The organism is Chryseobacterium sp. RLHN22 (assembly GCF_051011795.1).
Classification (GTDB): Bacteria; Bacteroidota; Bacteroidia; order Flavobacteriales; family Weeksellaceae; genus Chryseobacterium; species Chryseobacterium zhengzhouense.
The window spans coordinates 47,463-61,035 of record NZ_JBPCHW010000019.1 but is presented as its reverse complement, the minus strand read 5'-3'; the positions used below and the strand labels follow the sequence as shown (position 1 = coordinate 61,035).

Here is a 13,573-nt window from a genome sequence, read left to right as displayed (position 1 = left end):
ACCGTAAGGTTTTTATTTAAAATATTTAATGAAATAAAATTTTTTATAACCAATCCCATAATTAGGTATAAACTTTGCATCGAATCAATTTAAAGTGAATTAAAATTTCACTGATTCTAAAAATTTGTTCAACATTTAAAAAACTGAATTATGGCTGAAGTTATTACCCAAGAAAAATCCGGAGGAAAACAAAAAAAGAAAAACGTCAAAATCGACATGACTCCGATGGTCGACTTAAATTTTTTATTACTGATGTTTTTTATGTTTACATCAAGTTTCTCAAAACCTAATGTAATGGATTTAGGATTGCCTGCGAAAAGCACCCATCCGCCAACAAATCAAATTGGAGATAAAAACCAAATTACATTTATCATTGGTGAAAACAACAGAATATTCTATCATCAAAGCAATGAAAAAGATTTGACAGAAGCAGGTTTAAAAGAAACAGATTACAATAGCCTGAATGTTTCAAAAATTATTTCTGAAGCTTATCAAAAAGCTCCGAATAAGGATATCTTTACCATCATTGTAAAACCAACCGACGATGCCAATTATAAAAACTTTGTTGATATGATGGATAATATTTCAATCTCGAAAAAAGAGCGATACGGAATCAGCGATATTAAACCATGGGAAAAGAAAGTTTATGAAAACGTAATCAAATAAAACCTCAGAGCATTTTTATAATGCTCTTTTTTTTATATAAATTTGAGCATAAAAATTTCAAATATGATGAAGAACATTTTAGTTTTAGCCTCAGTTGCTCTTCTTACTTTTTCATGTTCAAAAAAAGAAACAACAAGTACTGACAACAAATCAGACAGCACAAAAATTGTTGACTCTATTAATGAAGCAAGAACAAAAATCAACGACAGTATTAAAGCTAAAAACAGTGTAAACCGTTTCAAAGATTTTAGCGGTAGCCACAAATTCATCTACCAAAATGACAGTTCGCCAAAATATTACGGAACAGTAGATTTTAAAAAGATTGAAGGCGAACGGGATAATTATGATGTTTCAGGAAGCATTATATCAGGAAATAACTCTGTAAACATCAAGGGTTTTGTGCAGGTAGTTTCTGCCAAACATATGAATTTCACAGGAGAAATTACGCAAAAAATATCAGCCAACGACAACGGAAAACCATACACAAGAAAAGGTACCAAAACATTTACATCTAAAGATGGCGGAAAAACATACCGACTTCAGGACATGGTCAATGGTTCAGGATTTGTAGACTATATTGACATTCAATATTAAAAAATTAAGGTTATGCTCAATTTTGAAAAAAAAGGCGACGGAAAAGAGACTTTGGTTCTGCTTCATGGTTTTATGGAAAACATTTCAATCTGGAGCGACCTTGAAAAAAACCTTTCCAAAGATTTTACACTTTTAAAAATCGACCTTCCGGGACACGGACAATCGGATATTCTGGGTGAAGTTCATACCATGGAAATAATGGCTGAAGAAGTAAAAAAAGTTCTGAATCATCAAAATTCAGATAAAATTCATTTGCTGGGTCATTCGATGGGTGGCTATGTTTCATTGGCATTTGCGGAGAAATTCCCTGACTATTTAAAAAGTCTTACTTTATTTTTTTCAACCTATTTTCCTGATGATGCCGAGAAAAAAGAACAGCGCATCAAAAGCTACAGAATTATAAAAGATGCTTTTGCCCATTATGCAAGAGCCGGAGTTCCCAACTTATTCAACCCGAATGAAAGAGACGTTTTGGAAGGGAAAATAGAAACTGCTTTGGAAGTTGCCCTTTCTACCAACAATCTCGGAGCTTTGGCCTGCGTAAAAGGAATGGTGGAAAGAACCGATAAAAAACATGTTTTAGAAACTTTAGAATGCAAAATTTTAGTTCTTGCGGGAAAACATGACAATGCCGTAAAAACCGATATTACGATCAATAATCTTCCAGATCGCACCAACATCAAATCTTACGTTTTAGACTGCGGACATAACGGTCATTGGGAAAAACCTTCCATCTGTGCAGAAATCATCAACACAGAACTATTACATCATTTGCCTAAAAAGTTGGTACTTTAATTTTCAACACCAGAATTAATATCATTATCTGGCAAAATCATTATCTTAGTAAGGTTTAAAAGTTTAAATGGGCATATTCTCTTTCAAAAAAAAGAAACCAGTAATAGGGCTTACTCTTTCCGGTGGCGGAATGCGCGGCATCGCTCACATTGCGGTTCTTAAAGCTTTAGAAGAATACGACCTTAAACCTAACATCATTTCAGGAACAAGTGCAGGATCAATTATCGGAGCATTTTATTCGTTTGGAAAAACACCTGATCAAATGATGGAAATCGTGAAAAACACCACTTTTTTCTCTCGTTCCTATTTAAAACTTTCCAAAAACGGACTTTTCAGCTCTAAATTTATCCTGAAACTTTTTAATGATCATTTTCCTGAAGATGATTTTAAAATTTTAAAAATTCCGGTCTATGTTGCCGCAACTGAAATGACTCATGGGATTGTGGACTTTTTCTCAGAAGGTGAACTTTTCGGTCCGCTTTTGGCTTCCTCAAGTGTGCCATTTGTTTTACCACCGGTAAAAATTGGTGAGAAAATTTATGTTGATGGCGGAGTTTTAGACAATCTTCCCATAGAACCTATTGCCGACAAATGTGATTTCCTCATCGGTTCACACGTTAATTCCATCAGTTACGATGGCTTGGAAAATATGAGTTTGATGAAAGAATTTGACCGTATTCTTCATTTAGCCATTGCAAAATCGGTTTATTCTAAGGCAAGTCATTGCGATATCTTTTTAGACCCACCGAAGATGACGAAATTCAGTTTGTTTAAAAAGAGTTTTCTGGATGAAATGTTTACAGAAGTTTATGATTATACCTGTACCGAATTGGAAGATAAAGGATACAGAAAAGCATAGAGATTATTTCTTACTTACAAATTCTCTTCAGCAATTCTGCTTTTAAAAGTCTCAATCGTATCCGGTAAAGATTCTAAAGATTTTCCTCCCGCAGCATTAATATGACCTCCTCCATTGAAATATTTTCTTGAAAACTGATTCACATCTACATCATCTTTACTTCTGAAGGAAATTTTAATGAAATCCTCATAAAGATCTTCCATAAAGAAAGCTGCCATTCTTACTCCGACAATGCTCAGTCCGTAATTGACAAAGCCTTCTGTATCGCCTTTCTGGAAACCATATTCCTGAAGCTCTTTTCTTGTCAGATATAAAACTGCAACTTTTCCTTCGTTTACCACTTCGATTCTGCCTAAAATTAAAGCTAATAAATGCAAACGTGAAACTGTATTGGTATCCCAGGTATTCGAAGTGATAATAGACGGATCTGCTCCTTTTTCAATTAGATTCGCAACAATTCTATGCGTTGTTGCACTCGTAGAACGAAAACGAAAACCTCCGGTATCAGTCATAATCCCTGTGTAAAGACATTCAGCAATATCTTTATTCACCAGTTTTTCATCATCCATCGCTTCAATGAAATGATATACCATCTGACAAGTTGCCGGAATAACCGTATCTGAATAGACAAAGTCAAAATCTTCAGGTTGCTGATGATGGTCGATAAGAATTTTTTTTGCTTTCGCTTTCATCAACCAGTCGCCTAAAAGTCCGATTCTTGAGGGAGAATTAAAATCCAGACAGAAAATGACATCTGCTTCATGAATGATATCATAAGCTACTTTTCTTTTGTACTCACCGATGATGTTTTTCTTTGCTTCAGGCATCCACTTCAGGAACTTCGGAAAATCGTTAGGAACAACAACTTCCGCTTCGAGACCTTTAGCTTTTAAGTAATGTTTCAGCCCTAAACTTGAGCCAATTGCGTCTCCATCCGGATTGTAATGGGTAAGAATAACAATTTTATTTTCCGGTATAAGAAGCGTATTGATTTCTAAAAGTTCTGCAGGTGTAAACATTTCTTTAAATTTGAGTTTCCAAAGATAAAGTTTTTTATACGGATTGCAGACTAATAATTAAGAAAGCAAATGAAGTCTTTTGCAGTAAGGATTTTCAATAATTACATATAAAAAGCTTTAAAATAATTTCAAAAAAAGACATGTAACGTTTGCACTTAATAAAAATATGCATATATTTGCAACCTGAAAATTAATAGATAATTACGACTTAAACATATAGTAATGAGCAAAAGAACATTCCAACCATCAGAAAGAAAGAAAAGAAACAAACACGGTTTCAGAGAAAGAATGTCTACACCAAACGGTAGAAGAGTTTTAGCTGCAAGAAGAGCTAAAGGAAGAAAAAGCTTAACAGTAAGTTCTGCAAGAGCTAAAAGATAATTCTTTAGTTTTACAATATACAAATCATGCTTGAAAAGTACTTTTTCAGGCATTTTTTGTTGTTAAAATATATTAATTTCTTAGGTTTATAGAATATCTTTTTTTATTTTTAAAATCTGAAAAAGTGCTTTGTAAAAAGCCTCTAAAAATAAATTTATGCCACATACCAATATCTCCGGAGACAGCATTGTAACTCTGCAGCATGCAAAAATTGCACAGAAAAACTTCACTGTACTTTCTGATGTTAATCTTAACATAAAAAAAGGAAGATTCTGCTATCTGATCGGTAAAACAGGTTCCGGAAAAAGTTCATTGCTTAAAACCCTTTACGGCCACATTCCTTTAGCCAGCGGCGTGGGTAAAGTTGTAGGATTCGATATTGCTAAATTAAAAGCTTCAGATATTCCTAATCTGAGAAGAAAACTGGGAATTGTTTTCCAGGACTTCCAATTGCTCTCCGACAGAACGGTTGAAAAAAATCTGAAATTCGTTCTGGAAGCTACAGGTTGGAGTGACAAACATAAAATCGATGAGCGCATCAACGAAGTTCTTTCAAGCGTAAACATGAAAGGGAAAAAACATAAAATGCCACACGAACTTTCCGGTGGAGAACAACAACGTATTGCGATTGCAAGAGCACTTTTAAACCATCCGGATTTAATTTTAGCAGATGAGCCTACAGGAAATCTTGACCCTGAAACTTCGAATGAAATTATGACCCTGTTAAAGCAGGTTGCTTTGGAAAACGGAGCAGCGGTTGTCATGGCAACTCACGATTATCACATGATTCAGAATTTCCCTGGAGAAGCCATCAGATGTGAAGATGGGAAGGTTTCTGTGCTTGATACGGCAGAATTGTTTGAATAAAAATTAAATCATTAAGATATATTTAAAAAGTTAAGTTTCATTAAGAAAAATCAACAGATTTTCAATTAAGCAATACAATTTAATATTCTTAACTACTTAACACTTCTTAATGGTTCAAACAGAATATTTATTACGAAAAACATGAAACTCTTTGGTGAGTTCAAGATATTGGTCCGAGTATTGTCTCGGACTTTTTTCTATAATAAATTCGGATTCGTCTACATCTTTTTCCGTTAAAGAAAATTCCAGAATCAATCTTTTTACCTTTGAATTTTCAATACCTTTAATATTGACTTTTCGGATTAAAAACAGTTGATTTTCATCTGCCAATTTAACAAACTGAGCTCCAATTTCAAAAGGGATAATTACAGAAAAAATCCCGTTTTCAGAAAGTAAGTTTGATGATTTTGAAATCAATTGCTGAAAATTTAATTCAACAGTTTGACGCGCCAATTTATCTTTTTCAGAATCTGACTCTTCAAAATACGGGGGATTTGATACGATTAAATCAAACTTTTCATTCGTTTCAAAGCTTTTAAAATTCTGACGAATATTTTTTAACCTTAAATGAAAAGGAGAACTTTTAAAATTAACCCGAGTAAGATTCACCGCTTCTTCATTAATATCAATTCCTAAAAACTCTGCAAAAGAGTTTCTTTGAGCTAACATTAAAGAAATCAAGCCACTTCCAGTACCTACTTCTAAAACCTTAGAAACAGAATCAACATTTGCTAATGCACCCAACAAAACACCGTCTGTTCCGACACGGAAGACCTCTTTTGACTGCTGAATTTCAAATTGTTTAAACTTAAAAGATTTCACTATAAATTGGTAGGTAAAGCGATAGTGAAAGTAGAGCCTTTCCCGACTTCAGATTTTACGGTAATCTCCCCTTTGTAGTCTTCCACCATTTTTCGAACCATGGATAAGCCAAGCCCCATTCCACTGTTTTTTGATGTGAAGTTCGGTTCAAAAATCTTTTCATACATATTTTCAGGGATTCCGATCCCATTATCCTGAACAGAAATAATCACTCTTCGCTGGTGCTGCTCAATATCAACATTTACTAAAAGATTTCGGTCATCACTTTTCGCCTGTTTCGCATTGGTAACCAAATTGGTAATAATTCGCGAAAGAAAAACCTTATCCATTGTAATCATAATATTGCTCTTATTGGCATGAACAAATATCTGATCGTCGTTGAAAACCCTGAGAATATCATCAATTTCGTTATTAAGATTAATGACTTCATTATTTTTCTCGGGTAGTTTGGCAAATTCAGAAAAAGCAGAAGCTACGGTTGCAATCACATCGATCTGATCGACCATGGTTTTACTCATCTGTTTTACACGCTCGGTAACATTTGGGTCATTCGGATCAAACTTTCTTTCAAAGTTCTGAATCGTAAGCTTCATCGGTGTTAAAGGATTTTTAACCTCATGAGCGACTTGTTTTGCCATTTCACGCCATGCTTCTTCTGATGCTTTAAAGCGAAGTCTCTCTTTCTGATCCTGAATCTGAAGAATCATTCTATTGTAGGCTCTTGCCAAAGCATTAAGCTCATCATTTTTGTAATATTTGATGGGACGCATTTCGTTTTCAAACAAAGTAATACGCGTGATCATGTCTGAAAATTTCGTGATATTTTTAGCCAGATTATTAGAAGTCACCCAGCTTAGCCAAATACTGAAGGCAATAATCACCAAATCCACCAAAAGAATGTACACCACATATTTATGCAAGACATCCATGTAAGCAGATTCGTTGTGATAAAGCGGAATATAAATAATCCCAATCGGTTCCCAGTTATTATTTTTAAGAACTAAGTAGGACGAAGTATACACAGCGTCTTTTTCAGCATCATATCCGCGAATATCATACCGGGTTTCTTTTGAAAGAATTTCATTAACGATTTTAACGGGAACTTTTTTTCTGTCGACCAGATTAGGTTCTTTATTTGAAAGAAGATAGTTTCCTTTTAAATCATAAATAATAATATCGTGCTGATTAATATCTGCAATCTCAAATATTTTATTGCCTAACACTTTTTTAAGATCATCAGTCTGCACGGATGTACGGCTCAAAGCATAATCGAAATATGCCATGACCGCATTGGTTTTGTCCTGCATATCAATCTTACTCTGCTGAAGCGCATTATTTCTTAAAACAAAATACGGAACAAGAGAAGAAGCAGCAACACTTAAAAGACATATGAGTAAGAAACCGAAAAACACACGATTTCTTAAACTATATCCTTTATATTTATTAAACGACATTCTGCTTATTAATTAGTTTTGAAATATATTTACCAATAATATCAAATTCCAGATTGACTTTATCGCCAGCCTTTAGTGTATTCATATTGGTAAATTCCCATGTATAAGGGATGATGGCTACAGAAAACTGAAAATCTTCACTCTTCGCTACCGTTAAACTAATTCCGTTCATTGTGATAGAGCCTTGAGGAACCGTAACAAAATTACCTTCTGAATTATATTGTACAGTAACAAAATAGCTGCCATCTTTGTTTTCGATGCTTACAATTTCTCCGGTTTTGTCAACATGACCTTGTACAATATGCCCGTCAAGTCTTCCATTCATTATCATGCAACGCTCCAAATTAACAACACTGCCCTCTTTCCAGTTTCCTAGATTTGTTTTTTCTAAGGTCTCGTTAATTGCTGTCACCACATATTTATCGTCTTTAATTTCTACAACCGTAAGACAACAACCGTTATGCGCAAGACTCTGGTCTATTTTTAATTCGTTCGTAAAAGGACAACTCAGGGTAAAGTCTATATTCGTTCCGTTTTCCTGTATTTTTTCAATAACTCCTACTGCTTCAATAATTCCTGTGAACATATTTATTTTTGCTAAATTTGTAAAATTATAATCTTCAAAGATAAAGAAAATGAGCCCAAAAAACCATAAAGTACGAGTAGGAATTTCAATTGGTGACTTCAACGGCATCGGCCCGGAAATCATCATGAAATCTCTGAAAGACAAAACCATTACAGATTTTTTCACACCTGTTATTTTTGGTTCGGGCAAACTTTTCACGTATCAGAAGAATATTTTTAAGCTGAATTTAAATTTCAACTACATTACAGAAGCTTCCCAAGCTCAAAATGGCAAGCTGAATATGGTAAATCTTACCAAAGAAAATTCAAACGTAGAACTGGGAAGACCAACAGAGGAATCCACAAAAATGGCGATCGACTCTCTTGAAGCAGCTACAGAAGCTTTAATAAAAGGAGAAATTGATGTTTTGGTAACCGCTCCGATTAACAAAGATGAAATGGTGAAAATGGGTTTCAAGCATGCAGGTCACACCGGTTATTTTGAAGAAAAATTTAATAAAAAAGGATTAATGTTCCTGGTTACAGAAGATTTGAAAGTAGCTGTTTCAACACATCATATTCCTCTATCTCAGGTAGCAGAAAACATTTCAAAAGAGAAAATCAAAAAGCAGATAAAGGCCTTAAACCAAACTTTAATTGAAGATTTTGCTGTAACAAGACCGAAAATTGCCGTTTTAGGACTCAATCCACATTCAGGGGACGGCGGAGTGATCGGAAATGAAGAAATCGAAATCATTGCTCCGGCAATCAAAGAACTTTCAGACAACGGAATCCTTACCTTCGGACCTTTTCCGGCAGACAGTTTCTTCCAGCCCAATAAATACCGAAATTATGATGCGGTTTTAGCCATGTATCACGATCAGGGATTGGCTCCGTTTAAGACTTTAGCTTATGAAGAAGGAGTAAATTATACAGCTGCTCTACCATTCATCAGAACATCTCCGGATCACGGGGTTGCTTATGATATTGCGGGTAAAAATATCGCGGACGAGCAGAGTTTTATGGAAGCAATTTTCACAGCCATCAAAATTTTTAATAACAGAAATGATTATAGAGATTTGATGAGCAATCGCCTACAACCGAGAAGAATGCCTGCTGATAACGGAATCGACGAAGATCTGCCTATAGAAACTGAAATGTAGAATTTGTAAACGAATTAAAATTAATTTGTTATATAATTTATTTGTAATATTAAAAAAAATGCATATTTTTGCACACTCATTTTATGGACAAGTTAAGAAACTATGACGTAAGCTTTTCCGGTTTAAAAACAGGTAAGCACGAGTTCAGGTTTGAGATAAATAAAGAGTTCTTTCAATTATTTGACACTGAACAGGAATTTACAGATCCTAAAATCGCAGTAGATGTTTTGCTTGACAAACACACTACTTTTTTGGAATTTGAAATTAAAGTAAATGGGACAGTGGAACTGGTTTGTGATATTACAAACGAAAACTTCACACATCCCATTGAAAACCAGATCGGTATTTTGGTAAAGTTTGGCGAAGAATACGATGACAGCGAAGAAGATGTCATTACGATTCCTACCAACGATCACGCTTTCAATGTAGCTCAGTTGATTTACGAAAACGTGGCACTTTCAATACCTATGAAAAAAATATCACCGAATGTAAGTGATGAAGATCTTGCAATTCTTGAAAAATTCAGTCCAAAAGAAACAAAAGAAGAGGAAGAACACGAAAGCGACCCGAGATGGGACGCATTGAAAAATTTAAAGAATAAAAATTAAATAGTTTAATGATGGGATGATGAATCTCATCGCTCATCAATTAAAAAAGTTATTACAAAATGGCACATCCAAAGAGAAGACAGTCGTCTACAAGAAGAGATAAGAGAAGAACTCACTACAAAGCTGTAGTTCCTCAATTAGCAAAAGATGCAACAACAGGTGAGATGCACCTTTACCACAGAGCTCACTGGCATGAAGGAAAACTTTACTACAGAGGTAAAGTAGTATTGGAAAAAGAAGTAGCAACTACTGAAGAAAACTAAGAGTCGTTTTCACCGAAAAACACTCGTTTTAATACAAAAACCGCCCGATTTTGATAAAATTTGGCGGTTTTTTGTTGTTTTTTATGTTTTTTTGGTATCTTTGGCAGCAAATCAAATATCAATTTTATGGACATTAAAGACATACAGAATCTTATCAAGTTTGTATCTAAAGCTGAAGTTTCAGAAGTAAAATACAAAACTAAAGATTTCGAAATCACTATTAAAACTCCTTTAGCAGGAAGTGAAGTAGCTTATGCTCAGCCTGCAGTTTATCATACAGCTCCTCAACAAGTAGCTGCTGCTCCTGCACCAGCTGCAACTCCTGCTGTTGCACCGGCTCAAGCTACTGAAGCTTCTTCTGATGACAGCAAATATGTAACCATCAAATCTCCGATGATCGGAACTTTCTACAGAAAGCCATCTCCGGATAAAGATGTATTTGTAAACGTTGGTGACGAAGTTTCTAACGGAAAAGTGGTTTGTGTAATCGAAGCGATGAAATTATTTAACCAGATTGAATCTGAAGTAAGCGGAAAAATCGTTAAGATTTTAGTTGACGATGCAACTCCTGTAGAATACGACCAACCATTATTCTTAGTAGATCCATCTTAATTATAATTGATTAATGATGATTGATGATTGATCAGATGGTCAATTTCAAATTTCAAATTTTCAAATTTCAAATCGTATTAAGATGTTCAAAAAAATATTAATTGCCAATCGTGGCGAAATTGCAATGCGTATTTTGCGTACTTGTAAAGAAATGGGGATCAAAACCGTTGCGGTTTATTCTACAGCAGATAAAGACAGTCTTCATGTAAGATTTGCTGACGAGGCTGTTTGCATCGGTCCTGCAATGAGTAAAGACTCATACTTAAAAATACCTAACATTATTGCTGCTGCAGAAATTACCAATGCAGACGCCATTCACCCAGGTTACGGCTTCTTATCTGAGAATGCTAATTTCTCAAGAATCTGTCAGAAAAACGGAATCAAGTTTATCGGTGCTTCTCCGGAGCAAATCGAAAAAATGGGAGACAAAGCAAATGCTAAAGCAACCATGAAAGCTGCAGGTGTACCTTGTGTACCCGGTTCTGACGGTTTGATCGAATCTTATGAACACGCTGTAAAAATTGCTGAAGAAACAGGATATCCTGTAATGATTAAAGCAACCGCAGGTGGTGGTGGAAAAGGAATGAGAGCGGTATGGAAAGCTGAAGACCTTAAAGATCACTGGGAATCTGCCATTCAGGAAGCTGTAGCTGCTTTCGGAAATGGGGGTATGTATATGGAAAAACTGATTGAAGAACCAAGACATATTGAAATTCAGGTTGCAGGTGACCAATTTGGTAAAGCTTGTCACCTTTCGGAAAGAGACTGTTCGGTTCAGAGAAGAAACCAGAAATTAACGGAAGAAACTCCATCTCCGTTTATGACAGATGAACTTCGTGAGCAGATGGGTGATGCCGCTGTAAAAGCAGCAGAATTTATCGGTTACGAAGGTGTTGGAACAATCGAATTCCTGGTTGACAAACATAGAAATTTCTATTTCATGGAAATGAATACGAGAATTCAGGTGGAACACCCAATCACTGAACAGGTTATTGATTACGACCTGATCAGAGAGCAAATTCTTTTGGCTGCAGGAACTCCAATTTCAGGAATCAACCATTATCCGAAGTTGCACTCAATTGAGTGTAGAATTAATGCTGAAGATCCTTATGCTGATTTCAGACCGTCACCGGGAAAAATCACAGGATTAAACATTCCTGGAGGACACGGGATCAGAGTTGACACTCACGTTTATTCCGGATATACGATTCCTTCTAACTACGATTCAATGATTGCAAAATTGATTACAACGGCTCAAACCCGTGAAGAAGCCATTGCAAAAATGAAGCGTGCCCTCGAAGAATTCTATATTGAAGGGGTGAAAACGACAATTCCTTTCCACAGACAATTGATGGAGGACGAAAGATATCTTTCAGGAAATTACACAACAAAATTCATGGAGGATTTTGTAATGGATAAGAAGTATGATAATCATTAGGATTATTTAAAAATACATTTCAACCGTCTCATTTTTTTGAGGCGGTTTTTTTATTTGATATAATATCTGCCCGATGAAAAGATATAAAAACTAAAGTCCAGCCTGCTTAACCCAATATTTTTTAACTTAAAAAACACACTTTATTCTGCTTATTTTACAGGATTGTTATTCTGTGCAGATATGTAATTTATAATATGTAAATTTGTAAAAACCAAAATTTATGTCAACAGTTACAGCAAAAAACTCCCAATATTTTATAGATCTTGAAGATCAGCACGGTGCTCACAACTATCATCCGCTTCCTGTGGTTTTAGATAAAGGAGAAGGTGTTTTTGTGTGGGATGTTGAAGGCAAAAAATATTACGATTTTCTTTCTGCCTATTCTGCTGTAAACCAAGGACATTCTCATCCGAAAATTGTTAATGCATTGGTAAATCAGGCTAAAAAATTAGCTTTAACTTCCAGAGCTTTTTACAATTCAAATTTAGGTGAGTACGAAAAAAAGATTACTACTCTATTTGGCTTCGATAAAGTTTTACCCATGAATTCCGGTGCTGAAGCTGTGGAAACAGCAGTAAAATTAGCGAGAAAATGGAGCTACGAAGTAAAAGGTATTGCTGAAAACGCTGCAAAAATTATTGTTTGCGAAAACAATTTTCATGGAAGAACAACGACGATTGTTTCTTTCTCAAACGATCCTGATGCAAACCAAAACTACGGGCCTTTTACTCCAGGGTTTATTAAAATTCCTTACAATGATATTGTTGCATTAGAAAAAATTCTAAAAAATGATGCTCAAAATATTGCGGCATTTTTGGTGGAACCTATTCAGGGTGAAGCGGGAGTGTATGTTCCTGATGAAAACTTCCTGAAAAGTGCCTCAGAATTATGTAAAAAGCACAATGTTCTTTTCATTGCTGACGAAGTTCAGACTGGGATTGCAAGAACCGGGAAATTAATTGCATGTCACCATGAAGATGTACAACCTGATATTTTAATTTTAGGAAAAGCACTTTCAGGCGGAATGTATCCTGTGTCTGCAGTTTTGGCAAATGATGAGATTATGCATGTCATCAAACCAGGACAGCATGGATCTACTTTCGGAGGAAATCCTATTGCCTGTGCGGTTGCGGTTGCAGCTTTAGATGTTGTAGAGGAAGAAAAACTTTCGGAAAGAGCTGAAGAATTAGGGAAATTATTCAGAAGTGAGATTGAAAAAGTGATCGAAAAATCTGACCTTATCACCAAAGTACGAGGAAAAGGTTTGTTGAATGCTATCTTAATCAACGATACTCCAGAAAGTTCAACGGCATGGAATCTTTGTTTAAAACTAAAAGAAAACGGCTTACTTGCCAAACCAACCCACGGAAACATCATCAGATTGGCACCACCTTTGGTCATTACAGAAGAGCAGCTGCTTGACTGTGTGAAAATTATTGAAAAAACGGTATTGGAGTTTGGAGGATAA

Annotated in this window: 16 protein-coding genes; 12 read left to right on the top strand and 4 right to left on the bottom strand. The window is 35.2% G+C overall.

All coding sequences use genetic code 11. The features are described from left to right. Nucleotides 1–150 precede the first annotated feature (150 nt). The 4 genes from ACR1PN_RS16620 (at nt 151) to ACR1PN_RS16605 (ending at nt 2,914) form a co-directional block, all read left to right on the top strand. Nucleotides 151–666, top strand: coding sequence for an ExbD/TolR family protein (locus ACR1PN_RS16620; protein ID WP_433980935.1), 516 nt, complete (start codon nt 151–153; stop codon nt 664–666). Between the two features lie 63 nt (nt 667–729). Next, complete coding sequence (locus ACR1PN_RS16615; protein WP_433980934.1) at nt 730–1,260, top strand: hypothetical protein; 531 nt, start codon at nt 730–732, stop codon at nt 1,258–1,260. Between the two features lie 12 nt (nt 1,261–1,272). Beyond that, entirely contained in the window at nt 1,273–2,055 is a 783-nt protein-coding gene (locus ACR1PN_RS16610) for an alpha/beta fold hydrolase (RefSeq protein ID WP_433980933.1), read from the top strand. A gap of 67 nt (nt 2,056–2,122) precedes the next feature. Then, nucleotides 2,123–2,914 carry a patatin-like phospholipase family protein gene (locus ACR1PN_RS16605; RefSeq protein WP_433980932.1) on the top strand — a complete coding sequence of 264 codons (792 nt, stop codon included), beginning with the start codon at nt 2,123–2,125 and terminating at the stop codon, nt 2,912–2,914. Nucleotides 2,915–2,928: 14 nt separating this feature from the next. Here the strand turns inward: ACR1PN_RS16605 and ACR1PN_RS16600 are convergent, their stop codons facing one another. Further along, the gene (locus tag ACR1PN_RS16600) at nt 2,929–3,933 is read right to left on the bottom strand and encodes a DHH family phosphoesterase (protein WP_433980931.1); all 1,005 of its coding nucleotides are present in this window, start codon (nt 3,931–3,933) and stop codon (nt 2,929–2,931) included. A gap of 222 nt (nt 3,934–4,155) precedes the next feature. Between ACR1PN_RS16600 and rpmH the strand changes: the two genes are divergently transcribed. Both rpmH and ACR1PN_RS16590 read left to right on the top strand, forming a co-directional pair. Further along, complete coding sequence (gene rpmH / locus ACR1PN_RS16595; RefSeq protein WP_034679005.1) at nt 4,156–4,314, top strand: 50S ribosomal protein L34; 159 nt, start codon at nt 4,156–4,158, stop codon at nt 4,312–4,314. Between the two features lie 156 nt (nt 4,315–4,470). After that, the gene (locus ACR1PN_RS16590; protein WP_378181092.1) at nt 4,471–5,181 is read left to right on the top strand and encodes a cell division ATP-binding protein FtsE; all 711 of its coding nucleotides are present in this window, start codon (nt 4,471–4,473) and stop codon (nt 5,179–5,181) included. A 114-nt stretch (nt 5,182–5,295) separates the two neighbouring features. Here ACR1PN_RS16590 and ACR1PN_RS16585 read toward each other — a convergent pair whose 3' ends face one another. From ACR1PN_RS16585 to ACR1PN_RS16575, 3 genes are read right to left on the bottom strand one after another with little or no spacing between them, the layout of a single operon-like run. Further along, entirely contained in the window at nt 5,296–6,003 is a 708-nt protein-coding gene (locus ACR1PN_RS16585; protein WP_433980930.1) for a tRNA1(Val) (adenine(37)-N6)-methyltransferase, read from the bottom strand. After that, nucleotides 6,003–7,457 (bottom strand): sensor histidine kinase, encoded by a 1,455-nt coding sequence (locus tag ACR1PN_RS16580; RefSeq protein WP_378181098.1) that lies wholly within the window; start codon nt 7,455–7,457, stop codon nt 6,003–6,005. The genes ACR1PN_RS16585 and ACR1PN_RS16580 overlap by 1 nt, the downstream gene beginning before the upstream one ends. After that, nucleotides 7,447–8,043, bottom strand: coding sequence for a riboflavin synthase (locus ACR1PN_RS16575; RefSeq protein WP_378181101.1), 597 nt, complete (start codon nt 8,041–8,043; stop codon nt 7,447–7,449). Before ACR1PN_RS16575 ends, ACR1PN_RS16580 begins: the two co-directional genes overlap by 11 nt. A gap of 49 nt (nt 8,044–8,092) precedes the next feature. Between ACR1PN_RS16575 and pdxA the strand changes: the two genes are divergently transcribed. The 6 genes from pdxA (at nt 8,093) to rocD (ending at nt 13,573) form a co-directional block, all read left to right on the top strand. Then, nucleotides 8,093–9,184, top strand: a complete 1,092-nt coding sequence (gene pdxA / locus ACR1PN_RS16570) for a 4-hydroxythreonine-4-phosphate dehydrogenase PdxA (protein ID WP_378181104.1) — start codon at nt 8,093–8,095, stop codon at nt 9,182–9,184. An 83-nt stretch (nt 9,185–9,267) separates the two neighbouring features. Beyond that, nucleotides 9,268–9,792 carry a YceD family protein gene (locus ACR1PN_RS16565; protein ID WP_378181107.1) on the top strand — a complete coding sequence of 175 codons (525 nt, stop codon included), beginning with the start codon at nt 9,268–9,270 and terminating at the stop codon, nt 9,790–9,792. Between the two features lie 59 nt (nt 9,793–9,851). Continuing rightward, a complete protein-coding gene (rpmF, locus tag ACR1PN_RS16560) occupies nt 9,852–10,055 on the top strand; it encodes a 50S ribosomal protein L32 (protein WP_034678990.1) in 204 nt (67 codons plus the stop codon). Between the two features lie 126 nt (nt 10,056–10,181). Continuing rightward, nucleotides 10,182–10,667, top strand: a complete 486-nt coding sequence (accB, locus tag ACR1PN_RS16555; RefSeq protein WP_433980929.1) for an acetyl-CoA carboxylase biotin carboxyl carrier protein — start codon at nt 10,182–10,184, stop codon at nt 10,665–10,667. Between the two features lie 82 nt (nt 10,668–10,749). Continuing rightward, on the top strand, nt 10,750–12,105 hold the full coding sequence (accC, locus tag ACR1PN_RS16550; protein ID WP_378181115.1) for an acetyl-CoA carboxylase biotin carboxylase subunit: 1,356 nt from the start codon (nt 10,750–10,752) through the stop codon (nt 12,103–12,105). A gap of 220 nt (nt 12,106–12,325) precedes the next feature. Beyond that, nucleotides 12,326–13,573: an ornithine--oxo-acid transaminase gene (rocD, locus tag ACR1PN_RS16545; RefSeq protein WP_433980928.1), complete on the top strand. Its 1,248-nt coding sequence runs from the start codon at nt 12,326–12,328 to the stop codon at nt 13,571–13,573.